This window comes from Nonomuraea montanisoli, from assembly GCF_013363975.1.
GTDB lineage: Bacteria > Actinomycetota > Actinomycetes > Streptosporangiales > Streptosporangiaceae > Nonomuraea > Nonomuraea montanisoli.
In genome coordinates this window covers 589,982-615,496 of sequence record NZ_JABWGN010000001.1, presented here as the reverse complement: position 1 = coordinate 615,496, position 25,515 = coordinate 589,982, and the positions used below count along the sequence as shown (strand labels likewise).

Below are 25,515 nucleotides of genomic sequence, written 5' to 3'. Positions count from 1 at the left end.
GCAATAGCTGTCGGAAATACTGGTATTTGCCAGATCTGGGGCTGCCGTGACGGATGATGTGGGCAGGATGATCGGACGACGGTCCCGGTCTCGGCGATCAGGATGTCCGACGCTGGAGAAAGGGTCTGTCACGTGAGTCCATCCCCCAAGGCGCTTCCCATCGGGGGCTTCGTCTTCTCCGCCGCAGGTGTCGCCGTCGTGGTCCGGAAGATGCTGTCCGTCACCTACCCCGACGGCGACCCGGCCAAGGCGCGCGAGGCCGCGCGGCTGTTGCGGCAGCTTGCCACGCGGGTGGACGTCAGTCTGGAAGAGGTCCAGGAGATCGCGAGCAGGGTGTGGCGGCCGCCCAGCCACGGCGCGGGCATCGAGGCGTTCGAGAAGTACTTCAACGAGAAGGTCGCGCCCTATCCGCCGCATGTGTCCGCGTACATCCGCGGGCTGGCCGACGCGATCGACGACTACGCCGAGATGCTCGAGCGGACTCAGCACGCGCTGAAGACGATGGCCATGATCCAATGGTTCGAGCTGCTGATGTTCTTCTGCTGGCCCGCGATCGACAAGAAGGTCCAGACGCTGATCAACTGGGCGATGCGTAAGAGGCAGGCAGGGCTGCTCCTCAGGATGTTCGAACACGCTGTGGGGAAGAGGTTCATCTACGCCGTGGGAGGCAGCCTCGCCTACACGGCCCTCGACGAGGCGCTCGTCGACGGGATCAAGCTGGCGAGGGGCGAGGACATGGGCTCGTGGGGTGACCACGGCATGTACATGTTGAACAACTTCGCCTCGGCCATGGTCTTCTACCATGTGGATCCGGCGAATTTCCGGTGGGTCAGGAAGCTGCTGCCGCAGGGCATGAAGCAGATGAAGCTGCTGCCGGAGAACCAGGCGGCGAGGAACGCCGTCGTGTTCCTGACCGGGTCCAGCATCTTCACCACCACCTCGAACGTGATCAGCAGGCCCGGCGACGTGGTCGACGACCCCCTCAGCCTGCTGCCCACCTGGAACCAGATGCTCGCCAAGCTGGGTGTCGCCGCGGGCCAGGACCAGTTCAGGCGCTGGCGCGGGTTCTACCCGGCGCCGGCGATGCCCAAGTAGTCAGTCCTCGTCGAGACGCCTGGCCTCGTCGGCGAACGGGGTCAGGCCGTCCGTCATCATCCCCGCCATCTGTCTGGTCAGGTCCGCGGTGGCGTCGCTCGCTGCGGCGAGCACCGCCTCCGCCAGCGCGTCCGCCCCGAGCCGCATCGCCCGCGGGTCGATCCGCAGGCCGCCGAGCGCGCCGCTCGCCAGTACTTCGGCCCGCACCAGGCCGTCGGCCGCCTCGCCCGTGCCGCGGACGGCCTGGACGCGCTCCTGCAGCTCTTCCAGCGGCCGGATGTCCGCTTCGAACTGGGCGAGAAAACGGCTCATCTCCGCGTCGAAGAAGTCGTCTGGTGTGGTCATCAGGTCTCCAGGAACGTCAGGGTGTGAGCTTTCCGTCCGACTCCGAGAACTTCGGCGGGTCGGACACTTTCGGCAGGGACTCGATGGTGGCCCAGTTCGCGATGTCCAGGGTGGTGTTCATGCCGGCCAGCCGATCGGCGACTTCGGGATAGACGTCGCGCAGCGCGTTGACGTACGTCTCGACCTTCTTCAGCGCCGTGGAATAGCCCTGCCTGAACGTGTTCCCCGCATCGTCCGTGCCGGCGAAGTTCCCCAGCGCGGCGATGGCGTCGAAAATCGCGCGGGTGTACCCGGCCAGCTCGCTGTGCTCGGCGGTGAAACCGCCGGCCGCCTTCGTGAAGGTGCTCCCGCGGACATCCAGCCCCGGACCGGCTGGGCGTTCAGGGGCGGGCGAGGTCGGCGGAGGCGTGATGGTGGGTGGGGGGTTGGTGGGAGCGGGGAAGACCGGCGTCGGGGTGGGGCTCGGCTGCGGGGAACTCGGTGTGGGAGAGGGGTGCGGAGCCGAGGGGCTCGGCGTGGGATCCGGCGTCGAGGGGCTCGGCGTGGGCGTCGGGGAGCTGGGACTGGGCGTGGGCGTCGGGGAGCTGGGACTCGGTGTGGGAGTCGTGGGGGTGGGGCTCGGGGACGCCGTCGGCTCGGACGTGGGGGTGGCTGTGGGGCTCGGCTGCGTCGGGGTCGGGGTGGGCGTTTCGGTGGCGGTCGGAGTGGGCGACGACGTGGGGGTTATTGACCGATTGATCGCATCTGCCACGGACATGACATTCTCCTCAGTCGGTGCCCCTGATCGTGCCATCGCGTAGGCGCAGGACAACAGCCCTTTCGCGATTGCCTACATTACCTACAGGAATAGTGTAGACAGAAGACCAGTCGTCCTCACCGGGCCCGAGGACCGCGAGACGCGGAGCGTCAGGGCTGGACGGCGCCCAGCACGTCCAGCACGTCGGAGGGCAGCTTGCGCTGCGCCGCGTCCCTGAACGCCGCGAAGCACTCGCCCTGCGCCGAGACGGTCCCCGCCCCCTTCATGCACTCCTGGTACGCGGAGTACTCGTCCATGAGGTAGAGCTGCAACGCCGTGGCCAGGGCCGACAGGGCGAGCGCCACGGCCGACACGGCGATCCCGCCGATCGCGGTGCCCGTGGGCAGGCCCGCCTCCCTGAGCCGGGGCAGCGCCCGGATGCCCGCCATGAGGGCGAACGCCGCCATCACCAGCCCGGCGAGCGGCAGCATGAACGTCATGGCCAGCGCTGCGATGGACAACCAGATCGCGCGGCGGCCCGCGGAATCGGCGGGTTGCTGACCCGCCGGCGCCTGCACCGGTGACGACACCTGACCTCCTCTGCGTGACCGGGCGAGGAGCGGATACGCTGGCAGCCCACCCCGGTTTTCTCATTGGAGTGCGCGTGTCAAAGGCTGGGCGGCTCGTCGTCCTCGTCTCCGGCTCTGGAACCAACCTACAGGCCCTTCTGGACGCTTCCGCCGACCCGGCGTACGGGGCGGAGGTCGTCGCCGTCGGAGCCGACCGCGACGGCATCGAAGGACTGGCCCGCGCGACGAGGGCAGGTGTGCCGACTTTCGTGGAGAAACTGGGCGACCACCCGACGCGGGCGGAGTGGGACGAGGCGATCGCCGCCCGGATCTCCTCCTACGAGCCGGACCTCGTGGTGTCGGCCGGCTTCATGAAGATCCTCGGCGCGCCGACGCTCGGAGCCCACCCGGTGCTCAACACCCATCCCGCGCTGCTGCCGTCGTTCCCCGGCGCCCACGGCGTGCGCGACGCGCTGGCGCACGGGGTGAAGGTGACGGGCTGCACGGTGATGCTGGCCGACGCGGGCGTCGACTCGGGGCCGATCATCGCGCAGGAGGCGGTGCCGGTGCTGCCCGACGACGACGAGGCGGTGCTGCACGAGCGCATCAAGGTCGTCGAGCGCCGCCTGCTCGTGGAGATCGTCGGCCGGATGGCCCGTGAGGGCTGGACGGTCAGCGGACGCACGGTCCGCATCGGCAATGGAACAGGAGAGGAATCCAAGTGACTCGCATCGCCATCCGGCGCGCGCTGATCGCGGTGTACGACAAGTCCGGCCTGGAGGAGCTGGCCAGAGCTCTCGACGGCGCGGGCGTGGAGATCGTTTCCACGGGCGGCACCGCCGCCGCGATCGCGTCCTACGGCGTGCCCGTGACGAAGGTCGAGCAGCTCACCGGGTTCCCCGAGTGCCTCGACGGCCGGGTCAAGACGCTCCACCCGCGCGTCCACGCCGGGCTGCTGGCCGACCTCACCAAGCCGCACCACGTGGCCCAGCTCGACGAGCTGGAGATCGACCCGTTCCAGCTCGTCGTGGTCAACCTCTACCCGTTCGAGCAGACGGTCGCCTCGGGCGCGAGCGACGCCGAGTGCGTGGAGCAGATCGACATCGGCGGCCCGGCGATGATCCGCGGCGCCGCCAAGAACCACAGCACGTGCGCGGTCGTGGTCAACCCGTCCTTCTACGGCGGCGTGCTCGACGCGCTCGCCCAGGGCGGCTTCACGCTGGAGGAGCGCCGCCGGCTGGCCGGCATCGCCTACTCCCACACCGCCTCCTACGACGTGGCCGTGGCCAACTGGTTCTCGGCCACCGCCGCCGAGAGCGGCGACGCCTGGCCCGCGTTCGCCGGCGAGACCTGGACGCTGAAGACCCCGCTGCGCTACGGCGAGAACCCGCACCAGCGCGCCGCCCTCTACACCGAGGGCGAGGGCGGCCTGGCCAACGCCGAGCAGCTCCACGGCAAGGAGATGTCCTACAACAACTACCTCGACGCCAGCGCGGCCTGGCGCGCGGCCTGGGACTTCGCCGAGCCCGCGGTGGCGATCATCAAGCACCAGAACCCGTGCGGCATCGCGGTGGGCGCCGACGTGGCCGAGGCGCACCGCAAGGCCCACGCCTGCGACCCGGTGTCGGCGTACGGCGGCGTGATCGCGGTCAACGGCGAGGTCACGGCCGAGCTGGCGGGCCAGATCGCCGAGGTGTTCACCGAGGTCGTCGTCGCGCCCGCGTTCGCCGAGGAGGCGCTCGCGGTGCTGACGCAGAAGAAGAACATCCGCCTGCTGCTCTGCCCGCAGCGCCCGTCGCGGCCCGCCGAGTGGCGCCAGATCGACGGCGGCCTGCTTGTGCAGACCGTCGACAAGGTCGACGCGCCCGGCGACGCGCCCGAGAACTGGGAGCTGAAGGCGGGCGCGCCCGCCTCGCCCGAGGTGCTGTCCGACCTGGCCTTCGCCTGGCGGGCCTCCCGCTCGGTCAAGTCCAACGCCATCCTGCTGGCCTCCGACGGGGCGACCGTGGGCGTCGGCATGGGGCAGGTCAACCGGGTCGACTCCTGCCGCCTCGCGGTGAACCGCGCCGGTGAGCGCGCCGCCGGATCGGTCGCCGCCTCCGACGCGTTCTTCCCGTTCGCGGACGGCCCCGAGGTGCTGATCGCGGCCGGGGTCAAGGCGATCGTGGAGCCCGGCGGATCCATCCGCGACCAGGAGGTCATCGACGCCGCGGAGAAGGCGGGCATCACGCTCTACTTCACCGGGACGCGTCACTTCTTCCACTGAACCCGGTCAGAAGGTCTCCGAGCACGGGGCGCGTGCGGTTACCCTGTGGTCCCCGCCTCAAACCTCGCCTCGGAGTGCCCCTATGGCCTTGCTCGACTCGATCCTGTACGCCTTCGTGACGTTGAACGGCCTGTCGACGAGCCCCTTCGTGCTGATCGCGCTGGCGTTCGTGGGCGCCTACCTCGGCGCGCGGCTCGTCGAGGTCATCCCGTACACGCGCAGGATCATCGAGCGGCGCAACGCCGCGGCCGGCGAGGCCGAGTAACCCTCGCCGAGCCGCGTCGCCTCTCTTCGGCCGGCTCAGACCGGCTGTGGCGGCGTCCTTGAGGCCGGGCTCAGCGCGTCGCGCCGTGGTGGTCCCACGCGAGTCTGGCCGCGCCCGCCAGCGCGGCCCGTACGCCCAGTGTGGTCGGCTTCACCTCCACGGCCCTGACGAACGCCAGCCCGGCCACCTCGTCGAGCGCGCGATCCAGCGGCTCGAACAGCACCGGCCCGGCCGCCGACACGCCGCCGCCGATGACCACCCTGGTCACCTCGACGGCGGCGGCAGTGGAGGCGATCATCCCGGCCAGCGCCCGCGCGCCCCGCTCGAAAGCGGCCACCGGCACCGGCTCGCCCCTCGCGGCGCCGGCGGCCAGGGTCCGCGCGTCGGCGGGCTCGCCCTCGGGCGCCTTCCACCCGTTGGCCAGCGCCCAGTGGGCCAGGTTGGGGCCGCTGGCGTAGCGCTCGACGCAGCCGCGCCCGCCGCATTCGCACAGCTCGCCGTACGGGTCGATCGTCATGTGCCCGACGTGCCCGGCGTTGCCGGTCGGGCCGAGCAGCGGCGCGCCGTCGATCACCAGCCCGCCGCCGATGCCGGTGGACACCACGATGCCCAGCAACGCGGAGCTGCCCCGCCCCGAGCCGAGCCAGTGCTCTCCCAGAGCGAAGCACTGGGCGTCGCCCGCGAGCACCGCCGGAGCCCCGGTCAGTTCCCGCACCTCGTCGCGCAGCGGGTACTGACGCCAGCTCGGCATGTTCACCGGGCTGACCGTGCCGTCGGCCAGGTTGATCGGGCCCGCGCAGCCGATGCCGACCGCGAGCGGCGCCGGGCCGTCGCCGACGACCTCGCCGATCAGCCCGGCCAGGGCGGCCATGACCTCGGTACGCGGCGTCGGCCGGGTCGCGGAACGGGCGGCGGAGCCGTCGGCGTCCACCAGAGCGGCGGCCAGCTTGGTGCCGCCGATGTCGATCGCGAGGACGCGGCCCATCAGTGCTGGTGGAAAGTGTCGGGCCGGTGGGGGGCGCGGAGGTGGTCGAGTCCGGGCACGAGTCGGATCCTTTCGGCGCGCTGGTCGAGCCACCGGGGGCACGTGTGGCGGCGGCCGGTTCCGCTGTGGGCGGGGTCGAGCCGGCGCCGGGGCCGTCGCGTCCCGGCGGGTTCGGGTCGGTGGACAGGTGGCTGGCGAGCGTCACACTATGCCGTCCATGCTGCGGTGACAACGATGTCAATCGGCCCACCCGGCTTGCCGGTACCCCGCCCCGACATGGAAGGATGGGTTGGCATGAGCGCAGTGAAACTCGATGGCAAGGCCACCGCCGCCCGCATCAAGGCAGACCTCACCAAGCGGGTGGCCGCGCTCAAGGAGCGAGGTGTCACGCCCGGCCTCGGCACCGTCCTCGTCGGCGACGACCCCGGCAGCCAGATCTACGTCGCGGGCAAGCACCGCGACTGCGCCGAGGTCGGCATCGCCTCCATCCGGGTCGACCTGCCCGAGACCGCCACGCAGGCCGACGTCGAGGCCGCCATCGACGAGCTCAACGCCTCGCCCGCCTGCACCGGCTACATCGTCCAGCTCCCGCTGCCCAAGCACCTCGACACGATGGCCCTGCTGGAGCGCATGGACCCGGCCAAGGACGCCGACGGCCTGCACCCGGTCAACCTCGGCCGGCTCGTCCACATGGTCGACGCCCCGCTGCCCTGCACGCCCCACGGCATCGTGCTGCTTCTCCAGGAGTACGGCGTGCCCATCAAGGGCGCCGAGGTGGCCGTGGTGGGTCGCGGCATCACCGTGGGCCGCTCGCTCGGCCTCCTGCTCACCCGCCGCAGCGAGAACGCCACCGTGACCCTCTGCCACACCGGCACCCAGGACCTCGCGGGGCATGTCCGCCGGGCCGACATCGTCGTCGCCGCGGCCGGCGTCCCCGAGCTCATCACCCGCGACATGGTCAAGCCGGGCGCGGCCGTCCTCGACGTGGGCGTCTCGCGCGTCAACGGCAAGATCGCCGGCGACGTGGCGGCGGACGTCGAGGAGGTGGCGGGCTTCCTCACCCCGAACCCGGGCGGCGTGGGGCCGATGACGCGCGCGCTGCTGCTGTCCAACGTGGTGGAAGCCGCAGAGAAGGCTCTCGCATAGGGCTCAAGGCTTCAAAGCAAGGCCCTCACAAAGGGGCGCTTCGCGCGGGGGGCTCGGACAGCGCTCCCCAGGGGGCTTCGCCCCCTTCGACCCCCAAAGGCATGGCCCTCGCTCCGCTCGGACGTTCCGAGCGGGGCTTCGCCCCGCACCCCTACCGGGGGCCTACCGGCCCCCGGACGCCCGGCCACCGGACGCCCGGCCACCGGACCCCCGGCCACCGGACCCCCGGCCAGTTGGGCATGGCATATAGAGGGCGCCTCGACGCACTGTCTTCTCGTCCCGAGGCAGGAGTGGGCATCGCGAAATGCTTTCTTCACCTGCTGGACTGGTCCCTGATGAGAAATCGCTCGTTGGTGAGAGCCGCAGAGGAGAGGATGCCCTCCCCGGCGGTGACGACTCGTAGCGCATTCATCTGTCACAGATCAGCGGGCGCACCAGAGATACTCGCGTTGAAGGACGCGCTACGACTGAGGAGCCATACCGGCTGTGGCGCTGACCGAATCCCGCCGACAACAACAGCCTCCTGCGGGGACCCCGCTCCGGGATGATCGCCATCAGGGAACACCGCATCCATGATCAGTGGCTGAGGTGGGCCTGATCAGCCGCAGCGCCCGTCTACCGGGCTCTGCCTGACAGCAGCGCCGTCCAGATCGCGCGAGCTGCAACGATCGAGCACTGCCGAGTCTCGTGAACCACGTTCCCCGCTCTGGCCTGCAGAGTGCGGCGGATAGCCACGTGAGCCGAACATGATCGCGTCGGGCCAGGGGTACGTGCGGGCTCAGGCAGTCTTCGCCGGCCGTCATGGCCCGCCTGTTGCCCCGATCTTCGGCGCTCGGCGGAGTTCGGCGTACCGAGCGGCGATCCTGCGTGCGGCGCGCTCTGGCTCCAGCACGGAGTGATGCGCGTACAGCCACCGGCCCGTGCTTGAGCGACGTCCCGTCCACCACCGGTACCAGAAGCCGTCCGTCCACACCACGAGCCCGGTCCATACCGATACCAGCGCGAGCCCGCGCCCGTCGTGGACGTCGGAGGAGATCTCCATGCGCGCCAAGGTCGCGCGGAGTTGGTCGGCGGTTTCCAGCGCAGAGAGGGGCGAGAGGGGGCTGACTCCGGCAGGTACAGCGTCGAGGGCGACCGGTCGAGGCGGCTCGGGGCAGCAGGCGCACCGATTCCACGCGGTTGTCTGTTCGTGCCGCATGTGACGTTCCCTCCTGGTGGGGGACGTGGCCTCTGGTCACGCCACGCAGGAGGAACCGTAGGTGCGGGCCAACGGGGGAACCCGCACGGTGGTGAAGGTCAAAAGACCGCACAAAAGTGCGGGTCAGACGATGCCGGCCCGGTGAGCCAGTCCGCGAAGCTGCGGAGTGCTCACGCGATGTTCCCGCTTGAGCAGTTGGGTCATCAGCTCTCGGGGACGACCGCCCTAGCGAACGAGTTCGGGGGAGAGTCGTTCGGCTTCCAGGAGCATGTTGACCGACGCGGCATCCTTGTGCTGCAAGGCATAGGCGCGGGCGAGGTCCAGGTGCACCTGGGCGCGGCGCCCGACCAGGCCGCCGGAGAGCTGTGCCAGGTTGAGGGTCTCGCCCTTGCCGATCGCTTGCCGGGCGTCGCCGAACTCGACGGCCGCCGAGATCTCGTGAATGGTCACGTTGGTCGTGCCGAACGCGGTCCAGAAATCGTTGCGGTCTTCGCCGAGAGTGCCCGCGATCTGCCGGGCCTGCGTGAGGAAGGTGCGCACTGCGGCCTGGTCGTACGCGGCAGCGGCGGCGGTGACGGCGACCAGGTGGAGCGCGCCGACGATGCACAGAGCGCGCGGCGTGGGACGCCTGGTGACGCGCTGCAAAGCGTCGGCCGCTTGGAGAACCAGGTGCAGGGCGCGTTCCGTCTCACGAAGCCGTACCAGGACGTAGCCGAGCCGGTAGGCGCTCACGGCGGCGAGAACGGGCCTGCCCGCTTCTTGCGCGGCAGCCAGCGAGCGGTCGGCGGCCACCCAGGCGAGTTCCGCCTCTCCCACGCGGCGCAAGGTCGTGGTGGCCGAGTGGTAGGCCAGCGAGCGAAGGGTCTGGTACGCCCGGCGCTGGGCGACGGGGCCATGGCGGCTCCCCAGTTCGGTGGCCACGATCAGGCGAGGCAATCGCCTGCCCACCTCGTCGTAGCGCGTGGTCTGGTAGAGCCGGTTCACGCGGCGGATCCCGTGCCGCAGCCATACGACGCTCTCCGGAGAGCTCTGCGCATGCCGTGGATCGATCATTGAGGAGAGGCCGTCATAGCCCATCATCGCCTGCCGGATGGCCGATGCAGCCTGGTAGCGCGTCATCGCCTTCGTCTTCTTCACGGTGAGTTCGCCCACGGGCAGGCCGAGGATGTCAGCGAGGGCATTGATCACGGTGTGGTTGTCCACGGTAGGTTGCCCGCGCTCCACCTGGCTCAGCCAGCTCTCGGAACGGCCGACGAGACCAGACAGGACCGCCTGGGGCAGTCCACGGCGACGGCGTGCCCGAGCGATCCGCTGGCCGATCTCCTTGCGGGCGTCCATGCCATCACCCCTGTGTCAGTCGTCCCCGACAACGGCGTGTAGCTCCTGCATGATGCGGTCCCAGGATGGCATGCGGGACTGGGGCGGAGCGGCGGGATCGAACAGGACACGCACGCCCATCTCCCGCAGCGTGTCCAAGCTCCGCCGGAACGCGAGGTGCCGGGCAAGCGCGTCCTTCAGCAGCGGCACGGCCAAGATCGGGACGCCGAACCCCATCACCTCGCACAGCAGGCCGACGGCGAAGGTGTCGGCGATGCCGTTCGCCCACTTGTTGATCGTGTTGAACGTCGCAGGAGCGACGATCACGGCGTCGGCAGGAGGAAGGCCCTTGGGGTCCTGCGGCATACGATACGTGCTGCGGACCAGGTCACCGGTCAGACGCTCCAGCTCTGCGACATCAAGGAAGCGTTCGCCCATCGGGGTGGTGACCACGTGCACCCGCCACCCGGCCGCCTGAGCCATGGGGACCAGACGGTGGAGATCGGCGGCGGCAGGTGCGGCACACGCGACCACATAGAGAACGCCGGGCGTGTCCTCGTGCGACTCCATGCGCGTGATCCTATGAAACCGGGGAGAAGGCCGTTGGGGTTCCGCCGTGGGGAAGAGACACCCCTGACCGGTTGCGACTTCGCCCGGCCATGTGGGCACCGTCGCCCGACGCTCGGATGTCCCGACAGGTGAAGGCTCTGCCACAATGCGCGGGCATGAGGATCTTGCGCGGCCGGACGATGCTGATCGCTTGCGTGCTCGCGTTCGCATCCTGCGCCGCCGAACCATCGCCGGTGTCCGCCCCGCCGTCTTCGCCGGGCTCGCCGAAGACCGCCGCGTCGAGTGCGGCAGCACCACAGTCGTCCCCGACGACCTCGGCGGTTCCGGCACCTGGCTGGCAGTCGGTCGAGCCGGACGACGAGCAGCCGGATGGCATCGCTTTGAGCGATGTGGCGGCGACGGGCCCTGACAAGGCCTGGGCGGTCGGTAAGCATGCGGACGCGGAGGACGAATCTCCCTCCGGAGTCCTGCTGCGCGTGGACGGCTTGCGATGGCGGTCCGAGCAGGGCATAGAGGGTCGCATCCTCGGCGCGCTCAGCTCGGACTTCAGAGCAGTGGACGCCGACGGGTCCGGCAACGCCTGGGTCGTCGGCAGCGTCGACTCCGAGGGCGAGGGCAACACGTCCATCGACGAGGTCCCCTTGGCCTTGCGCTGGAACGGCCAGGACTGGGACATCCACACGCCCTTCGCAGAATCCTGGGACCTGTCCACGTCCCTCGAAGACCGCAAGGATCGTTGGCGGACCGACCGGCTCGCCGACGTCGCGGTGGACGGCCGGCGGGCGGCGCTGATCGGGCTGCGTGGCTCGCAGGGCGCCGGTGCCACCAGCTCGCCTGTCCTCTTGACGTGGAACGGCAGGCGTTTCAGCAGGCGGGAGTATCAGCGTGGCGGCAGGTTCAACGCCGTGGACGCCGGAGCGGGGCACCTCTGGATCGTGGGCATGTCGTCCGGCGGCCGATGCGCGGATTCACACCCGGCGATCTGGCACAGCGCGTCCCCCGGCACTGCGCCGACGCGGATGAGGCTCCCCGGGCTGGGACGCGGCTCGTTGCGGCACATCTGGCAGAACGGCCCGTCCGACGTGTGGGCGGTGGGGGAGACCGGTACACGGCGGGCCTGTGACGAGTACGGGCGGCCGGGTGGGCCGCTGGTCCTGCACTGGGACGGCGCCTCCTGGAAGAAGATCGAAATGCCCCGTTGGAAGGTCAACCTGCGGAGCGTCACCGCCTTCGCCACTGACGACGTGTGGGTGGCCGGTGTCGACCACGGCGAGGACGAACGACCCACGCAGGTCACGTTGCTGCACTACGACGGACGCCGATGGACCCGCGACCACCGCGACGTCGGCGGCGAGATCTGCGGCGACGGCTTCACGATCACTCGCTTGCCCACTACCTCGCGTCTCCTGCTGGCCGGAAGGGCGCACTGCGGCGACGACACGAAACACGTCCTCCAGGTCCGCCGTTAGCAGGGGGATCCCCCGTGTGTCGTCCTGTTGCCCTTGAAGGGCTTGCGTCTCGCAGGCACCTTCATGGGCGTTCACCAGCCCATCATTCCGCCAGGCATCCACGGGGAGCCTGGTTGTGGTGAGGGCGAGGGAGCGGAGCCGCCCGGCCAATTACCCGGACCGTCCCACGACGGGCCGCATGGCATCCGCCAGCCGGAGCCGAACCAGTCAGCCAGATAACGCTGCATCCGGAACATCTCGGCGTGCTGGCTATCGCGCACCGCCCCGGCGAACTCGGCGACCTCCTCATGCTGGATGCCGCCGTGCATGAGCAACTGCTGCGACATCATCACCGCGATCATGTGGTGCGGAATCATGTCCTGCAGGAAAGCCTCGTCCAGCGCATCACCCGAGAGCTTGGACAGATCGCGCATCATCGGCCGGTAGGGTGCGGCTTTCCGGCCTGGATACCACGTGGCCAGCCAGCTCTTCATGGTCGCGATCTCGGCGCTCTGCGTCTTGACGATGGAGGCGCCCAGGGCGCGCATCTCGGCCCGAGGCGAGCGCCGCAACTGGCCGGCTGCTGCGACCGCCTCCTGGTGGTGGGCCACCATCTCGGCCAGGTAGGCGGCCTCGTCACTGACCACGATCCGCTGCATCGAGCCCATCGGGCAACCGGCCTGCTGCCACCCGACGGCGACGGGTTCCGGCGCGCGGCCTGCTGCAGCCAGGGCAGCCCCGCCGGCCGTAATGGCGGTCAGCACCGCCGCGGCGGCGAGCGCCGCCGTTCCCGTACGTTTCATCTCGCCCCCCGCTCCTGCGGCAGATGGCCTTGACCTTCAGCCTGGTCTCGGTCCAGTGGCGCGACCAGGGCCGTTCGGCCTTCATCCGGGGGACCAACGCTGTCCGGGCGGACGGTGCAGGCTGGGCTGCGGCGGCCAGGGCTCTGGTTACGTCATCGCGAGGGTTCACCCGTGCGGGGGAGCCCTGGCCGAGGTGGCGCGGACGGGTCCTGAGCCCTCCCTTGAGCGCGTTGCTAACGTGTGCTCGTGCCCAAAACGGACAAGGTGCGCCGTCGCTGAGAGCGGCGGCGCAAACCCCTGGTTCTCGCCGTCGCTCCTGACCACTGGCCAGGAGCGCCTTCGTGGCGCTCGGGATTCCCCTGTTCCGGAGCGCACCCATGTTCGCCTTGTCTGTTCGTCAACGTCGGCGTGTCCTTGTCGCCGACCTCATCTCCACCGCGGTGTTTCCGCTCGCCATCACCGGCGCGACAGCAGTCGTCCTCGAGGTGACCGCGCAGCTCCCCGGTCCGGATGCCCTGGGTCCGTGGAGCGTTCTCGCCTACAACGGGCTGTTCGCCGCGGCCCTCCTGCTGGCGGGGGTGAGCGCGGATCGCGCCGCCCGCACCCGGTTCTTCGCCGTCGGCAACATCGTCGTCGCGGCCACCGGGGTCTTGTCCGCCCTCGCCCCGGACCTGCTCTCTCTGGTGGCCCTGCGCACAGCCGCCGGTGTCGGGGCGGCCATGTGCGCCGCCGGCGGCTCGTCGATGATCTTGGCTGTGTACCCCCCGGAGGAGCGGCGTCGGGTGTATGGCTACGCGGGCGCCGTGCTGGGCAGCAGTCTGGCGCTGGGCCCGGTCGTCGCCCAGGCCCTCATGGCCATCGGGGGTTGGCCCCTCGTGTTCGTCGCGCCGGGGGCTGTCGCGGCGCTCGCAGCCCTGGCCACGCTCGGGCTCCCGGGTCTTCGCAGCCCCGAGGTGTCCGATGACTTCGACCGTGCCGGGGCTGTCCTGTTCGGGGTGACCATCGCCGCCGCCGTGACCGCGCTCGGGCTGGGCCTCGGGGCCGGCGTCCCGTGGTGGGCGCCGGGTGGGCTCGTCCTCGTCGCCGTGGCCGGCGCCATCGCGCTCGTCCGGGTGGAACGGCGTGCGTCTGATCCCGCGATCCCCTTGGACCTGTTGCGGATCCCCGCCTATCGCGCGTACGCCGTGGCGACGGGTGCCTTCATGGGGATGCTGGTGGTGGGGCTGACCGTGCTCCCTCGGCTTGGCTCTGTCCAGAGCATGGGTTCGGGCGAGTCAGCGGTCATGCTCAGCCTGCTGACCGTGCCGTCAACGGTCCTTCCGCTCGTCGCCGCGCGCCTCGCGCGCCGATCGGCACGGCCGCTGGTGACGGTGGCCCTGTCCGCCTGTGCCGTCACCGCCCTCATCCTGCAGATCACCGACCATCCTGCCGCTCTGCTCGTCGCGGCCGCCGTCATCGGGCTGTGTCTCGGCCTGACCGAAGGCGTACCGGACGGGCAAGCACTCACGTACGTGCCCTACCACCGCGGAGGGGCGGGCGCCGCACTGTTCAGCACGACACGGATGAGCCTGGAGACGCTCACCCTGGCGGCTGCCACCGGGATCATGGCGGCTCTGGGGCCCTCATCCGGAATGGCAGTCGCTGGAGCCGTGTGCCTCGTCGCCGGCGTCATCGTCCATCGAAGCGTCCCCTCCCGCGACACCTAGTCCCGGAACGCACACGTCTCGTCGATCACCAGGGCGAGGGAGTGGGTTCACCCGTGCGGGGGAGCCCTGGCGGAGGTGGCTCGGGCGACGCTGAGGACATGGTGAGTGAGCGAATCGAAGCACCTGTCCCGCGTTGGGCCGTCCGGGCGGCGTACGCGTCCGCGCTGTCGGCGACGATCGGGTTCATCCCGCTGCACGCGGTATGGGCGCTGGGAGTTCCCCTCTGGGCCGACGCGGACAAGTTCCGGGACTGGTACGCGCAAGGCGGCGGTCCCTATCTCTTCGTCCTCTGCGCCATGGCGGTGCTGGCCGGAACCCTGGCGCTGAGCCTGGTGCGACCGTGGGGCCTGGTCTTCCCGCGCTGGGTGCCGCTGGTGTCCGGGCGGAGGGTGCCGCGCCGGACGCTTTCCACCACGGCGTTCGCGGTGTCGGTCTTCCTGCTCGGGTACACGGCATGGGCCGCATGGCGGACGGCCGCCGACTTCGGCGAGGACGGCATCTTCAGTCCGTGGATCGTCGTCTACGGGATCCCGCAGTTCCTGGTCTGGGGCATCGGGCTGTTTCTCGCTGCCTGGTCGTACCGCGCCCGGAGCAGTCGCGGCCGCGGTGTGTCGTGACGGTTTGCTCACCGTCCGGCCGACTCCGGTATTCCGTGCCGAGGTGCGCTCACCACCGTTCAAGCGGGCTTGAGACGGTCGAGCACGGTCCTGCCGCGCCCCCACGCATTCCTGACCACCAGCGCGGCCATGTACATGCTCACGAAGGCGCTCACCGCCATGATCCCCACGAACGACCACGATGCCTGCTCCAGCCCCATCGCCAGCAGAACCACGACACACAACCAGGCAGCCGCGTTGGTGACGGCCGCCCCCATGAGGATCCGGCCGGTGCCGCGCACGTATGACCCGAGTGAGGGGACGCCCATCGCCATCATGGGCAGCGCCAGCACTGTCGCCATGATGATCGGCACGAGGAAGCCGCCCACCATCGCCTCGCCGAGCGGCCCGACGGGATAACCGATGTCCAGGAAGGCCATGCCGACGAAGCCCAGGCCGATCATCGCGACAGGAACGGCGAGCAGCACGGCCGTCACGAAGATCCGCCCCGCCGTGATCCGCGTGACCCTGTCCCCCGAGCGGCGCATCGCCGTGAGACAGGTGAAGACCAGCGGCACCACCGAGAGCACGGCCGCGGCAGCCGCTGTGGCATACAGGAGTCGAGCCAGGCCATGCAACTGCTCGGCGAGCATGCCTCTGCCGGCAGCCTCGGCCCACACGCCGTGCAGGCTGGCCAGGTCAGCCGCGTCGCGCATACCGGGATTCCACAGGAGCAGGAGGCCGGCTCCCGCGCAGGCCAAGATCGTCGCAAGAGGAACCCTCAAGGGCCCGGCACCCGGAACGCGTCGATGGTGGAGCCATGCGTCGGCCGCACCCACGACCAGGTCGACCACCGTGCGTACACGTGCCGGCCGCGCGTCGATCACATCGGCGACCTCCTCGCCGTAACGCTGCCGCCACGCCTTCGGGTAAAGGCTGATCATCGCCTTGGCCACGGCCCGCATCATGCCGGCCCCCAAGCGATTCCCGTACGCCTGGCGCCCGCCTGCTCGATGCGCCGCAGCGTGGCGAGCTGCTCGCTCAGCGCCGCCCGCCCGCCGTCGGTGATCCGGTACGGCTTGCGCCGCTCGGCGGACTCAACCGGCTCGATCCAGCCGCGGTCCTCCAGACGCATCAGCGCCCCGTAGAGCGTGCCCGGCTCCAGCGCGGTCCCTGAGAACTCCTCGATGTCGTTGATCATCCGATATCCATGCTTCTGCCCTTCGGCCAAGCTGATGAGCACCAGCAACGCCACGTCTGTGAAGCGGCCGAGCTCCTGCGTCTTCCTCGCCATGTATTCAGTAAAACTTAGTAAGTCGTACTGAGCAAGTGGGTCGCCTCGTTACCTTCCGGCGTCCGCCCCCGTCATACGAGCGACGGCCGGACCTGCCCACGGTCGTCGAATCGACAACGAGATGGGAGACCAGGATGCTGACGAACATCATGTACGTGACGATCAACGTCACCGATCAGGATCGCGCGCTGACGTTCTACACCGAAGGGCTCGGCCTGGAGAAGCGCGTCGACTACCCGGGGCCGGAAGGACGCTTCCTCACCGTGGGCGTCGCCGGCAGTCCGGTCGAGATCCTCCTCTGGTCGCATGCGCCGGCCCTGGGACAGCCGGTCGACAAGCCGGGGGCCGCCGGCCGGCTCATCCTGGAGTCGGACGACCTGAGGAAGGATTTCGAGGTGTTCCGCCGGCGAGGCGTAACCTTCGATCGGCCCGAACCGGAGGACTACCCGTTCGGCGTTCGCATCGAGGCGGTGGACCCGGACGGCAACCGGATCTCGCTCCGCCAGCAGCGCCGCCGCAACCGTGCCGACGGCTGACCAGCCGTAGGCCACGCGACGATCCAGGTCCCCGTCATGACCCATGAGCAAGCAGATCCGAGGAAGACCGCACGATGACTGACACCAGCCGGACGGACCTGCTGGCCGAGGCGTTCGAGGCCCACCGCGAACGGCTGAGCGCGGTCGCCTACCGCGTGCTCGGATCGCACGCCGACGCCGAGGACGTGGTCCAGGAGGCCTGGATGCGGCTCGCCCGCCAGGACGCGACGATCATCGAGAACCTGGCGGGCTGGCTGACCACGGTGGTCGGCCGGATCAGCCTGGATGTCCTGCGATCCCGCCGGACCCGCCCCGAGGCGTCCTACGGGGACGGGCTGTCCGAGCTGGTGATAACGGTCGACGACAGCGCTGAGCCCGAGGAGACCGTGGCGCTCGCCGACTCGGTCGGGCTCGCCCTGCTCGTCGTCCTGGACTCGCTCGGGCCGAGTGAGCGGTTGGCGTTCGTGCTGCACGACCTGTTCGGGGTGCCGTTCGCCGAGATCGGCCAGATCCTCGGCAGGTCCGCCGACGCCACCAAGATGATCGCCAGCCGCGCTCGCCGGAAGGTACGGGCGACCGAGCGGCCGGCGATCGTCGGACGAGAACAGCGACAGGTCATCAAGGCCTTCCGCGCGGCGGCGGCGGACGGGGATTTCGAGGCGCTGCTGCGCGTGCTCGACCCGGACGTGAGGCTGACCGTCGACACTCCGGGCGGGGTGGTCGTCACCCTCGGCGCCACCGCGGTGGCCACCGGCGCGAAGCTGCTCTCCGGCGCTGTCGCACGCCATCGAGCGGTGCTCGTCAACGGCCTTCCCGGGTACGTCTCGTGGCGCGAGGACGGCACTCCGCTCTCGATCATCTCGTTCACGGTCGCCGGCGGCCGGATCGCCGCCATCGCGATCGTGGCCGACCCCGCCGGGCTCGCCTCGATGCACCTGCCCGATCCCGCGTGAGTCACGCTCACCTCGCGGGACGGCGGCGGGACTCGTGGACGACGCCGCGGCGTTCGTACTCCAGCACCATCTCGGCGTTCATCGACATCTGCGTGCCGTACGCGCGCTGGATGAGCCACAAAGCCAGTTCCAGGCCGCTCGTGACGCCGGCCGAGGTGACCAGGTCGCCGTCATCGACCACGCGTGGCCCCAGCATGCCTCCACCGGGCCCGTTGACGACCTTTCCGCCCTGCTCGGCCAGTTGCTTCTTGCAGCCGTGATGCGTGGTGCACGGCCGGCCGCGGACCAGACCCGCCGCGCCCAGCAGCAGCGCGCCGGCACACACCGACGCCATGGTCAGCCCCCGTCTGCGGGCCGCGCGCAACGCGGCCGGGATCACCCCGCGCCTGATCTCGGCCGCCACGCCGGGCTTGCCGGCGTCCCGGACATCGCCGCCCGGCACCAGGATCACGTCCGCCTCCCCGGGCGCCCAGTCGCCGCCTACGTCGATCCGCGTGCCGCAGGCGGCCGTCACCCTGCGCGTCCCTTCGACGGTGACCAGCCTCGTCTCGACGGGGGCGCCGAACTTGCCGGCGATGTCGAGGGTTTCCAGCGGCGCGGCGAAATCCAGTTCCTCGACACCGTCGAACAACACGATGTGCACGCGTTGCCGCGCACCGACGGCCGGCTCCGCCGCGGCGGCGGCCACGGTGTCCGGCAGGGCGGCCGCGGTGATCGCGGCGGTCATGCCCATCAGAAGGTTTCTGCGTTCCATGGCCCCCAGTGTCGGGATCGACAGGATGACCGGACCAGGGCCGGCCGTGCCGTGCTGCGATACGTTCTGGCCATGCACACGGTGGCGGTACTGGCCTTCGAGGGGGTCGTCGCGTTCGATCTGGCGGTGCCGTGTCAGGCGTTCTCCGCGGCTTGGCATTCCGACGGAACGCCTCGCTACGAGGTCCGGGTCTGCGGCGATCAGGACGTCACCGCCACCGCGGTCGGCGTCCCGAGCTTCCGGGTGCGCTGCGAGTTCCCGCTGGACGCGGCCGCCGACGCCGACACGATCGTGGTGCCGGGGCTGGCCCGGCACGCCCAGCCGCCGGGACCACGGGTGCTGGAACTGCTGCGCACGGCTGCGGGGAACGGCGCACGGATCGCGTCGATCTGCACGGGCGCGTTCGTCCTCGCCGCCGCCGGGCTGCTGGACGGGCTCCGGGCCACCACGCACTGGCGCGCCGCCCAGGATCTCGCCCGTTCCCACCCGCGGGTCACGGTGGACCCAGCGGTCCTGTTCGTCGACAACGGGCAGGTGCTGACCTCCGCGGGCGCGGCCGCGGGACTGGATCTGTGCCTGCACATGATCCGCACCGATCACGGTGCCGCGGCGGCCGCGGGTGCCGCACGTACCGTGGTGATGCCGCCGCAGCGTGACGGCGAGCAGGCCCAGTTCATCCGGCACCCCGCCCCCCGCAGCGACGGCCCGACCCTCCAGTCGACCTTGCAGTGGATGCACGAGAACCTGCATCTGCCTCTGACGTTGGGCGACATCGCCCGGCACGCGCACGTGAGCGTCCGCAGCCTCAACCGGCAGTTCCAGGCGCAGACGGGCACCACGCCACGGAAATGGCTGCTGACCGCGCGGCTGGACCGCGCCCGGGAGCTGCTGGAGACCACCGACCTTCCCGTCGAGCGGATCGCCGCCCTGGCCGGCTTCGGCTCACCTGTGACGCTGCGCTCGCACTTCGCCTCGCGCATCGGCCCCAGTCCCAGCTCCTACCGCGCCACGTTCCGACTCCAGAGGCAGGTCAGGCCATGAGGTCGGGAACGTCGGGGGCTTCCGCTCCCGGCTGTGCGGGGTGGAGCGCGGCGAAGGACAGGAGGAGGGCGGCGGTACGCGGAGGATCTTCCATGATGGGCGTGTGCCCGACGCCGGGCAGCAGCTCGACGGTCGCGTCCGGGACGACGCGGTAGTCGGCGGCGGACGACGAGCGCCATCTCCGGTCGTCCTCGCCGAAGATCACCAGCAGCGGCTTGCCGAGGGCCTTCAGCCGCTCGGGGAGCGTCCGCTGCTGCAGGTAGATCTGGCCCGCCTGCATCGTCGCGGCGAACGTGCCGAAGGTCATGCCGCGCACCCTGTCCACGAACTCCTGGGGGATCTCGAAGTCCGTGCCGAAACCGGTGCTCGCCAGCAGGCGGATCTGCTCGTCGGTCGGCGGCCACCGCGACGGGTCGACGGCGGCGGACTCCTGGGCGATGAAGGCGTCCATGCCGGGGCCGGTGTTGATGAGCGTGAGCGCGGTCACCAGGTCGGGACGCTGCTCGGCGAGGGCGGTCGCGGCCAGGCCGCCGCTGGAGTGGCCGACGACGACGGCCTGCCCGACGCCGAGCCGGTCCAGGGCCTCGCCCACGCGACGCGCCTGGTCCGGGACCTGGTAGATGCCGTCGGCCGGTTCGGCCGAGCGGCCGTGCCCGGGCAGGTCGACGCGGATGACGCGATGGGACTCCGTCAGCAGCGGGACCAGCATGTCCCAGGAGCCGGCCCAGGAGACGGTCCCGTGGATGAGCAGGAGCGCGGGGGCGTCGCGGGGGCCGTCCTGGCAGACGTGGAGGTCGCCGTCGTCCAGGGGCAGGATGGTGCTCTCGGTGTCCGGGGAAATGGTCATGGGCCCACTGTCGCCGCCGGTGCGGGCCCGTGGATTGGACGAATGTTCCCGCCGCAGAACACCTGCCGGACGAGCTGGTCCACCAGCTTCTGGAAGTCCTTCGCCGGGCCCCTGGTGGCCTCGTCCACCCAGGTCACCGAGGCGGTCAGGGTCGTCCTGCCGTCGGGCGAGCTGTACATCAGCGCCCCGTAGCCGTGCGGGGGGCTGCCGTTGTGCTGGTAGACGGTGCCGCAGTTCGGGCCCAGGTCCTGCACGAACAGCCCGAAGCCGTAGTTGAGCTTCCCGTACGGCTTGCGCATCTCGGCCAGCAGCGGGGCCGGCAGGAGCTTGCCGGCGTTCAGTGCGGAGATGAACGTGTGGAGGTCCTGGGTGGTGGAGATCAGGTCGCCGGCGCCGGCCAGGATGGAGAGATTCTGGCGGCTGATGTCGACCACCTTCTCCTTGCCGCCCTCCTCGTACCGGTAGTAGCCGTGGGCGTGCGGCCCGGGGAGCTCGGTCCGGTCGCCCGGCACCATGGTGCCCCGCAGCCGGAGCGGCCGCAGGATCCGCCGCTTCACCTCCTGCGTGTAGGTGTGGCCGGTGACCTTCTCGATGAGCAGCAGGGCCACCGTGTAGTTGGTGTTGGAGTAGTTCTGGTCCGTCCCCGGTTCGAACCGCGGCTGCTTGGACAACGCGAACCGCACCAGCTCCTCGGGCTGGTAGCTGTGGAACCGGTTGTCCAGCCAGTCCTTGCCGGTGGCGGGGAGTCCCGGCACGTACGTCCCGTCCTCGTAGAGCTCACCGCCCGCGTAGTTGAACAGACCGCTGGTGTGCTGCAGCAGCATCCGCACGGTGATCCGCGGGTCGAGCCCGAGCTCGGGCAGGCGGCCGGCCACGGGATCGTCCAGCTCGATCTTGCCCTCGGCCACGAGCTGCAGGACCAGGGTCGCGGTGAAGGTCTTGGTGATGCTGCCCACCCAGAACGACCCGTCGGTCGACGGCTCGCCGCTCTGGCCCAGCTTGCTCACCCCGGCGCTGCCGGCCCATTCGCCCCGCTGATCGTGCACCCGCACCTGCATCCCGGCGAACCCGGCATCGACGAACGCCTGGACGGCCTTCTGCAGCTCCGGGCGATTCTGCCCGGCAGTGGCCGTCGCCGTCGGCCTGATGTCCGCGGTGGTGGCCAGCGCGGGTGTGGCCGCCCCGGCCAGCAGCGCGGCGGCCAGCGCCGCGACCCCCACGCGCCGGAAGGCCCGACTGCTGACGCCGTCGGAGACGAGCTCGCGCCGGTATGCCGTTCGCGGTCCCGAGGCTGCGATCGCTGAAGAATCGTTGTTCATGGCGTCCACGTTCGCCGAGCGCCCTGACACGGGACCGTCGCCGTGCTGACACGGCACCGCGGCAGCCCTGATTCGGGGCGCTCGGCGAGGCGGCGTCAGCGCTGCTGGGTGCGGAGGTGGATGCGCTCGCCCTGCTTGCCGAAGAGGCTGAGCACCTCGACGCTGCCACGTCCGGCGGCGCCGAACCAGTGCGGGATCTGGCAGTCGAACTCGGCCGCCTCCCCGGCTCCCATGACGAAGTCGTGCTCGCCCAGCTTGACGCGGAGCCGCCCGCGGAGCACGTAGAGCCACTCGTGGCCCGCGTGGGTGCGCAGGTGGGGCTCCTCGTCGTGCGCCGGGATGATCATCTTGTACGCGCGCGGCTCGCCCTGCTGGCGCGACAACGGGATCAGCACGCGGCCGTCCTTGCTGGTGGGCTCCTGCGGCACGCGCGGGTCGACGATCCGGGGCGCGGTGACGATCTCGTCGAACGGGATGCCCAGGGCCGCGGTGATCGGCAGGAGGAGTTCGAGGCTCGGCTTGCGCTGGGCCGACTCCAGTCGCGACAGCGTGCTGGTCGAGATGCCGGTGGCGCGCGCGAGGTCGGCCAGGCTGACGCCCTTCTTCTCGCGGGCGCGTCGCAGCCGGGGAGCGATCTGCTCGATCACGGCGCCGACGCTCGGTTGCTGCTCGTCCATGCACCGCAGTCAACCAATGCGTCCCGGAAACGGCAACGAACTTTGTCGATTCCGGCCCGTCCCGGCGATCCTCCCGGTGGAGGTGATCCGAGTGGACACGACAACGGATCCGATGTGGGACACGATCATCGTCGGAGGTGGGGCCGCCGGCTTGACGGCCGGGGTCGTGCTGGCGCGAGCGCAGTTCACGACCCTGGTCGTCGACGGCGGTGAGCCCCGGAACGGGCCCGCCGAGCACATGCACGGCTACCTGACCCGGGACGGCATGGCGCCGAAGGAGTTCCTCGCGACCGGTCAGGACGAGTTCATCCGCTACGGCGGGAGCCTCGTGCGGGGCTCGGTGAGCGACGCGCGGCGCGCCCAGGACGGCACGTTCGAGCTGCGGCTCGACGACGACCGCGTCCTGTGGGCCCGGTCGGTGCTGGTCGCGACGGGGCTGACGGACGAACTGCCCGACATACCGGGACTGGCGGAGCGGTGGGCGTCCGAGGTGCATCACTGCCCGCACTGCCACGGTTACGAGGTGCGGGGGCGCGCCATCGCCGTGATCGGCGGCGCGATGGCGGCGGTGTCGGCGCATCTGGCCGCGCTGATGCGCCGCTACAGCTCCTCGGTGACGTTCTGCGTCAACGGCGCCGAGGTCGGCGCCGCCGAGCGTCGCCGGCTCACGGCGTACGGGGTGCGCCTGGTCGACGCACGCGTCACCCGGGTCGCGACGAACGACGGGACGGGCGACGGGACGAGCGACGGGACGACGTTCGACGACCCGGTGGTGATCGAGCTCGACGACGGCGGGACGGTCGCGTGTGAGGCCGTCTTCGTGGCGCCCCGCCCCGTGCCCCATGACGCGATCCTGACCGCGCTCGGCGCGGGCAGGGACCCCGCCGGCGGGCTCGTCGCCGTCGACCCGCACGGCGCCACGGACGTCCCCGGGCTCTGGGCGGCCGGGAACGTGGTCAACCCCCGGGCGCAGGTCGTCACCGCCGCCGGCGCCGGCTCGGTCGCCGCCATCAACATGACGGCCTGGCTGCTCGACCGGGAGCTGTCCGCCGCCGCCCAGGCCGACGGGCCCGACGCGGGGAGCGCGATCTGATGGCCGGGACCACCACCACGCGGACGCCCCGGAAGGCGTCCTCCGACCGGTTGCCGGCCGGCGTGTACCTGCTCGGGTTCAGCCTGTTCGCGATGGGGACCGCGGAGTTCCTGCTGGCCGGCGTGCTGCCGGCGGTGGCCGTCGATCTGGACGTCACGCTGTCCTCGGCCGGGTTCCTGATCACCGCGTTCGCGCTGGGCGTCGTGGTCGGCGGGCCGCCGTTCGCCGTGCTCAGCCTGCGGTGGCCGCGCCGCACCGCCCTGGTGGCGACCCAGGGGCTGTTCGCCGCCGCCATCGTCGCCGGACTGCTCGGCGGCTACGAGGTCCTGCTGCTGACCAGGGTGGTGTCGGGCATCGCCTACGCGGGCTTCTTCGCGGTCGCGTCGGTGACCGCGATCGGCCTGGTGACGCCGGACCGGAACGCCCGCGCCTCCGGAGTCGTGGTCAGCGGCCTCAGCGTGGCGATGGTCGCCGGCGGTCCCGCGGGCACGCTGCTCAGCCACTTCACCGAGTGGCGCGGCGGGTTCTGGGGCGTCGTGGCGCTGACGGCCGCCGGGATCGTCGGCTGCGTCGCCGGGCTCCCCGCCACCGCCGCGGACGTCGACCGGCCCGCCCGGCCGAGCGTCGCGCGGGAACTGGCCACGATGCGGCGTCCGCTCCTCTGGGGCATCTACGCGATCACGATCCTGACCACCGCCGCGTACATGATCACGTTCAACTACCTGGCGGCCATGCTGGCCGGCATCACCGCGGTCCCGGAGGTCTGGATCCCGGCGATCCTCGCGCTGTTCGGCGTCGGCGCCTTCGTCGGCCTGTCCGTCGGGGGCCGCGTCTCCGACCGGCGGCCCCACCTCGCGCTGCTCACCGGCGCACTGGCGATCGCGGTCCTGTCGGTCGTGCTGGCCGTCGTGATGCGGGAGGTCTGGGCGGTGGTGCCCGCGGTCTTCCTGCTCGGCGTCGCCGCGTTCGTGCTCAACCCCGCCCTCTACGGACGCGTCTTCGCCATCGCGGCCGACGCGCCGACCCTCGCCGGCGCCACCACCGTGTCGGCGTTCCAGCTCGGCATCAGCATCACCCCCGTGGTGGCGGCCGTCTCGCTCACGCAGGGGGCGTCCCTCACCTCGGTCTGCCTGATCGGGGCCGGGCTCGCCGTGCTGGCCGTGCCGTTCATCCTCCTGGATCGGGCCCGTCAGGGCAGGTGAGCGCCTGGGGTGTGGCCGAAGGCGCGCCGGAAGACGTCGATGAACGCGCTCGCCGACGACCAGCCACAGCGGTGCGCCACGGTCGTCACCGGGATGTTCTCGGCCAGCAGGACCAGGGCGTGGTACAGGCGCAACTGGGTGCGCCACTGCGGGAACGTCATGCCGAGGTCGCTCCTGAACAGCCGCGACAGGGTGCGGTCGCTCGCCCCCACCTGCCTGCCCAGGGCGGCGAGCGTGCGGTCGTCGGCCGGGTCGGCGCGCAGGATGTCGCACAGCGCCCTCAGGCGCGGGGCGGTCGGGGCGGGCAGGTGCACGGGCTGCTGGGGCGAGGCCCGCAACTGGTCGAGCAGGACCGCGCGCAGGCGTCCGCGCTCGGGGCTGTCGTCGTCCGGGGCGCGGGTGTAGGCGAGGATCAGCTCGCGCAGCAGCGGGCCGACGGTCAGCACCGTCGGCGCGTCCAGGCCGAGCGGGTTGTCGCCCGGTGGCAGGCCGACGAAGTGGAGTTCGAGCTCGCCGTGGGCCCGGTGGGCGTGCACGGTCCCGGCGGGCACCCAGATGGCGCGGGTCGCCGGGGCGATCCACGAGCCCGCGTCGGTCGTGATGGCCAGCACCCCGCGCGCGGCGTAGACGATCTGGTGGTCGTCGTGGCGGTGGGCGTCGATGGCCGCCCCCTGCGCCAGCCACCGGGCGTGGGTGGGCGCGATCGGCTGATGGCGGATGTTCGTCATCACTTGGCAGGTTATCGGAAGTACGA

27 protein-coding genes are annotated in these 25,515 nt (G+C 70.9%); 13 read left to right on the top strand and 14 right to left on the bottom strand.

The annotated features are described in order from the left end of the window. Positions 1–132: 132 nt before the first annotated feature. On the top strand, positions 133–1,095 hold the full coding sequence (locus HTZ77_RS02740) for a hypothetical protein (protein WP_175587787.1): 963 nt from the start codon (positions 133–135) through the stop codon (positions 1,093–1,095). Here HTZ77_RS02740 and HTZ77_RS02735 read toward each other — a convergent pair whose 3' ends face one another. From HTZ77_RS02735 to HTZ77_RS02725, 3 genes are all read right to left on the bottom strand, one after another. Beyond that, positions 1,096–1,440 carry a YbaB/EbfC family nucleoid-associated protein gene (locus tag HTZ77_RS02735; RefSeq protein ID WP_175587786.1) on the bottom strand — a complete coding sequence of 115 codons (345 nt, stop codon included), beginning with the start codon at positions 1,438–1,440 and terminating at the stop codon, positions 1,096–1,098. 16 nt (positions 1,441–1,456) lie between these two features. Further along, positions 1,457–2,197, bottom strand: a complete 741-nt coding sequence (locus HTZ77_RS02730) for a hypothetical protein (RefSeq protein ID WP_175587785.1) — start codon at positions 2,195–2,197, stop codon at positions 1,457–1,459. 149 nt (positions 2,198–2,346) lie between these two features. Continuing rightward, complete coding sequence (locus HTZ77_RS02725) at positions 2,347–2,766, bottom strand: hypothetical protein (protein WP_328808382.1); 420 nt, start codon at positions 2,764–2,766, stop codon at positions 2,347–2,349. 74 nt (positions 2,767–2,840) lie between these two features. Between HTZ77_RS02725 and purN the strand changes: the two genes are divergently transcribed. The 3 genes from purN to HTZ77_RS02710 all read left to right on the top strand — a co-directional run bounded on the left by purN (position 2,841) and on the right by HTZ77_RS02710 (position 5,276). Next, the gene (gene purN / locus HTZ77_RS02720) at positions 2,841–3,470 is read left to right on the top strand and encodes a phosphoribosylglycinamide formyltransferase (protein WP_328808381.1); all 630 of its coding nucleotides are present in this window, start codon (positions 2,841–2,843) and stop codon (positions 3,468–3,470) included. Next, positions 3,467–5,011, top strand: coding sequence for a bifunctional phosphoribosylaminoimidazolecarboxamide formyltransferase/IMP cyclohydrolase (purH, locus tag HTZ77_RS02715; protein WP_175587784.1), 1,545 nt, complete (start codon positions 3,467–3,469; stop codon positions 5,009–5,011). The genes purN and purH overlap by 4 nt, the downstream gene beginning before the upstream one ends. A gap of 82 nt (positions 5,012–5,093) precedes the next feature. Beyond that, a complete protein-coding gene (locus tag HTZ77_RS02710; protein WP_175587328.1) occupies positions 5,094–5,276 on the top strand; it encodes a hypothetical protein in 183 nt (60 codons plus the stop codon). A 70-nt stretch (positions 5,277–5,346) separates the two neighbouring features. On the opposite strand, the gene HTZ77_RS02705 is transcribed toward HTZ77_RS02710, so the two are convergent. Then, positions 5,347–6,261, bottom strand: coding sequence for an ROK family protein (locus tag HTZ77_RS02705; RefSeq protein WP_175587783.1), 915 nt, complete (start codon positions 6,259–6,261; stop codon positions 5,347–5,349). Positions 6,262–6,555: 294 nt separating this feature from the next. Between HTZ77_RS02705 and HTZ77_RS02700 the strand changes: the two genes are divergently transcribed. Further along, entirely contained in the window at positions 6,556–7,407 is an 852-nt protein-coding gene (locus HTZ77_RS02700; protein WP_175587782.1) for a bifunctional methylenetetrahydrofolate dehydrogenase/methenyltetrahydrofolate cyclohydrolase, read from the top strand. A 1,423-nt stretch (positions 7,408–8,830) separates the two neighbouring features. Here HTZ77_RS02700 and HTZ77_RS02695 read toward each other — a convergent pair. Together HTZ77_RS02695 and HTZ77_RS02690 are read right to left on the bottom strand one after the other, a co-directional pair. After that, positions 8,831–9,943 carry a helix-turn-helix domain-containing protein gene (locus tag HTZ77_RS02695; protein ID WP_235994132.1) on the bottom strand — a complete coding sequence of 371 codons (1,113 nt, stop codon included), beginning with the start codon at positions 9,941–9,943 and terminating at the stop codon, positions 8,831–8,833. Positions 9,944–9,958: 15 nt separating this feature from the next. After that, positions 9,959–10,492, bottom strand: a complete 534-nt coding sequence (locus tag HTZ77_RS02690; protein WP_175587781.1) for a flavoprotein — start codon at positions 10,490–10,492, stop codon at positions 9,959–9,961. Positions 10,493–10,647: 155 nt separating this feature from the next. Between HTZ77_RS02690 and HTZ77_RS02685 the strand changes: the two genes are divergently transcribed. Next, positions 10,648–11,961: a hypothetical protein gene (locus HTZ77_RS02685; protein WP_175587780.1), complete on the top strand. Its 1,314-nt coding sequence runs from the start codon at positions 10,648–10,650 to the stop codon at positions 11,959–11,961. 71 nt (positions 11,962–12,032) lie between these two features. On the opposite strand, the gene HTZ77_RS02680 is transcribed toward HTZ77_RS02685, so the two are convergent. Then, positions 12,033–12,743 carry a DUF305 domain-containing protein gene (locus HTZ77_RS02680; RefSeq protein WP_175587779.1) on the bottom strand — a complete coding sequence of 237 codons (711 nt, stop codon included), beginning with the start codon at positions 12,741–12,743 and terminating at the stop codon, positions 12,033–12,035. Between the two features lie 341 nt (positions 12,744–13,084). On the opposite strand from HTZ77_RS02680, the gene HTZ77_RS02675 reads away from it, so the two are divergent. Both HTZ77_RS02675 and HTZ77_RS02670 read left to right on the top strand, forming a co-directional pair. Further along, positions 13,085–14,449 (top strand): MFS transporter, encoded by a 1,365-nt coding sequence (locus HTZ77_RS02675; RefSeq protein WP_328808380.1) that lies wholly within the window; start codon positions 13,085–13,087, stop codon positions 14,447–14,449. A gap of 98 nt (positions 14,450–14,547) precedes the next feature. Next, on the top strand, positions 14,548–15,066 hold the full coding sequence (locus tag HTZ77_RS02670; protein ID WP_175587778.1) for a hypothetical protein: 519 nt from the start codon (positions 14,548–14,550) through the stop codon (positions 15,064–15,066). A 59-nt stretch (positions 15,067–15,125) separates the two neighbouring features. Here the strand turns inward: HTZ77_RS02670 and HTZ77_RS02665 are convergent, their stop codons facing one another. Continuing rightward, on the bottom strand, positions 15,126–16,001 hold the full coding sequence (locus HTZ77_RS02665) for a hypothetical protein (RefSeq protein ID WP_175587777.1): 876 nt from the start codon (positions 15,999–16,001) through the stop codon (positions 15,126–15,128). Between the two features lie 8 nt (positions 16,002–16,009). After that, entirely contained in the window at positions 16,010–16,339 is a 330-nt protein-coding gene (locus HTZ77_RS02660; RefSeq protein WP_175587776.1) for a PadR family transcriptional regulator, read from the bottom strand. Between the two features lie 134 nt (positions 16,340–16,473). On the opposite strand from HTZ77_RS02660, the gene HTZ77_RS02655 reads away from it, so the two are divergent. Beyond that, on the top strand, positions 16,474–16,875 hold the full coding sequence (locus HTZ77_RS02655) for a VOC family protein (RefSeq protein WP_175587775.1): 402 nt from the start codon (positions 16,474–16,476) through the stop codon (positions 16,873–16,875). Positions 16,876–16,949: 74 nt separating this feature from the next. Continuing rightward, on the top strand, positions 16,950–17,828 hold the full coding sequence (locus HTZ77_RS02650; protein ID WP_175587774.1) for a sigma-70 family RNA polymerase sigma factor: 879 nt from the start codon (positions 16,950–16,952) through the stop codon (positions 17,826–17,828). 7 nt (positions 17,829–17,835) lie between these two features. On the opposite strand, the gene HTZ77_RS02645 is transcribed toward HTZ77_RS02650, so the two are convergent. After that, positions 17,836–18,582: a DJ-1/PfpI family protein gene (locus tag HTZ77_RS02645; protein ID WP_175587773.1), complete on the bottom strand. Its 747-nt coding sequence runs from the start codon at positions 18,580–18,582 to the stop codon at positions 17,836–17,838. Positions 18,583–18,654: 72 nt separating this feature from the next. Between HTZ77_RS02645 and HTZ77_RS02640 the strand changes: the two genes are divergently transcribed. Further along, the gene (locus tag HTZ77_RS02640; protein WP_175587772.1) at positions 18,655–19,623 is read left to right on the top strand and encodes a GlxA family transcriptional regulator; all 969 of its coding nucleotides are present in this window, start codon (positions 18,655–18,657) and stop codon (positions 19,621–19,623) included. Here the strand turns inward: HTZ77_RS02640 and HTZ77_RS02635 are convergent. The 3 genes from HTZ77_RS02635 to HTZ77_RS02625 all read right to left on the bottom strand — a co-directional run bounded on the left by HTZ77_RS02635 (position 19,613) and on the right by HTZ77_RS02625 (position 22,466). After that, positions 19,613–20,470 (bottom strand): alpha/beta fold hydrolase, encoded by an 858-nt coding sequence (locus HTZ77_RS02635; RefSeq protein ID WP_175587771.1) that lies wholly within the window; start codon positions 20,468–20,470, stop codon positions 19,613–19,615. The genes HTZ77_RS02640 and HTZ77_RS02635 overlap by 11 nt on opposite strands. Further along, positions 20,467–21,789: a serine hydrolase domain-containing protein gene (locus HTZ77_RS02630; RefSeq protein ID WP_175587770.1), complete on the bottom strand. Its 1,323-nt coding sequence runs from the start codon at positions 21,787–21,789 to the stop codon at positions 20,467–20,469. Before HTZ77_RS02630 ends, HTZ77_RS02635 begins: the two co-directional genes overlap by 4 nt. Positions 21,790–21,884: 95 nt before the next feature. After that, positions 21,885–22,466 carry a helix-turn-helix domain-containing protein gene (locus HTZ77_RS02625; protein WP_175587769.1) on the bottom strand — a complete coding sequence of 194 codons (582 nt, stop codon included), beginning with the start codon at positions 22,464–22,466 and terminating at the stop codon, positions 21,885–21,887. A 91-nt stretch (positions 22,467–22,557) separates the two neighbouring features. On the opposite strand from HTZ77_RS02625, the gene HTZ77_RS02620 reads away from it, so the two are divergent. Continuing rightward, a complete protein-coding gene (locus tag HTZ77_RS02620) occupies positions 22,558–23,559 on the top strand; it encodes an NAD(P)/FAD-dependent oxidoreductase (RefSeq protein ID WP_328808379.1) in 1,002 nt (333 codons plus the stop codon). Beyond that, a complete protein-coding gene (locus tag HTZ77_RS02615) occupies positions 23,559–24,761 on the top strand; it encodes an MFS transporter (protein ID WP_175587768.1) in 1,203 nt (400 codons plus the stop codon). Before HTZ77_RS02620 ends, HTZ77_RS02615 begins: the two co-directional genes overlap by 1 nt. On the opposite strand, the gene HTZ77_RS02610 is transcribed toward HTZ77_RS02615, so the two are convergent. Further along, a complete protein-coding gene (locus HTZ77_RS02610; RefSeq protein ID WP_175587767.1) occupies positions 24,749–25,489 on the bottom strand; it encodes an AraC family transcriptional regulator in 741 nt (246 codons plus the stop codon). The genes HTZ77_RS02615 and HTZ77_RS02610 overlap by 13 nt on opposite strands. Between the last annotated feature and the right edge of the window lie 26 nt (positions 25,490–25,515).

Coding starts and splice junctions, on each gene's coding strand:
- HTZ77_RS02735 (WP_175587786.1), bottom strand. CDS start 1,440: ATGACCACACCAGACGACTTCTTCGACGCGGAGATGAGCCGTTTTCTC.
- HTZ77_RS02680 (WP_175587779.1), bottom strand. CDS start 12,743: ATGAAACGTACGGGAACGGCGGCGCTCGCCGCCGCGGCGGTGCTGACC.
- HTZ77_RS02645 (WP_175587773.1), bottom strand. CDS start 18,582: ATGGAACGCAGAAACCTTCTGATGGGCATGACCGCCGCGATCACCGCG.
- HTZ77_RS02710 (WP_175587328.1), top strand. CDS start 5,094: ATGGCCTTGCTCGACTCGATCCTGTACGCCTTCGTGACGTTGAACGGC.
- HTZ77_RS02615 (WP_175587768.1), top strand. CDS start 23,559: ATGGCCGGGACCACCACCACGCGGACGCCCCGGAAGGCGTCCTCCGAC.
- HTZ77_RS02700 (WP_175587782.1), top strand. CDS start 6,556: ATGAGCGCAGTGAAACTCGATGGCAAGGCCACCGCCGCCCGCATCAAG.
- HTZ77_RS02685 (WP_175587780.1), top strand. CDS start 10,648: ATGAGGATCTTGCGCGGCCGGACGATGCTGATCGCTTGCGTGCTCGCG.
- HTZ77_RS02610 (WP_175587767.1), bottom strand. CDS start 25,489: ATGACGAACATCCGCCATCAGCCGATCGCGCCCACCCACGCCCGGTGG.
- HTZ77_RS02640 (WP_175587772.1), top strand. CDS start 18,655: ATGCACACGGTGGCGGTACTGGCCTTCGAGGGGGTCGTCGCGTTCGAT.
- HTZ77_RS02670 (WP_175587778.1), top strand. CDS start 14,548: ATGGTGAGTGAGCGAATCGAAGCACCTGTCCCGCGTTGGGCCGTCCGG.
- HTZ77_RS02660 (WP_175587776.1), bottom strand. CDS start 16,339: ATGGCGAGGAAGACGCAGGAGCTCGGCCGCTTCACAGACGTGGCGTTG.
- HTZ77_RS02730 (WP_175587785.1), bottom strand. CDS start 2,197: ATGTCCGTGGCAGATGCGATCAATCGGTCAATAACCCCCACGTCGTCG.
- HTZ77_RS02705 (WP_175587783.1), bottom strand. CDS start 6,261: ATGGGCCGCGTCCTCGCGATCGACATCGGCGGCACCAAGCTGGCCGCC.
- HTZ77_RS02655 (WP_175587775.1), top strand. CDS start 16,474: ATGCTGACGAACATCATGTACGTGACGATCAACGTCACCGATCAGGAT.
- HTZ77_RS02690 (WP_175587781.1), bottom strand. CDS start 10,492: ATGGAGTCGCACGAGGACACGCCCGGCGTTCTCTATGTGGTCGCGTGT.
- HTZ77_RS02630 (WP_175587770.1), bottom strand. CDS start 21,789: ATGAACAACGATTCTTCAGCGATCGCAGCCTCGGGACCGCGAACGGCA.
- HTZ77_RS02650 (WP_175587774.1), top strand. CDS start 16,950: ATGACTGACACCAGCCGGACGGACCTGCTGGCCGAGGCGTTCGAGGCC.
- HTZ77_RS02625 (WP_175587769.1), bottom strand. CDS start 22,466: ATGGACGAGCAGCAACCGAGCGTCGGCGCCGTGATCGAGCAGATCGCT.
- HTZ77_RS02695 (WP_235994132.1), bottom strand. CDS start 9,943: ATGGACGCCCGCAAGGAGATCGGCCAGCGGATCGCTCGGGCACGCCGT.
- HTZ77_RS02635 (WP_175587771.1), bottom strand. CDS start 20,470: ATGACCATTTCCCCGGACACCGAGAGCACCATCCTGCCCCTGGACGAC.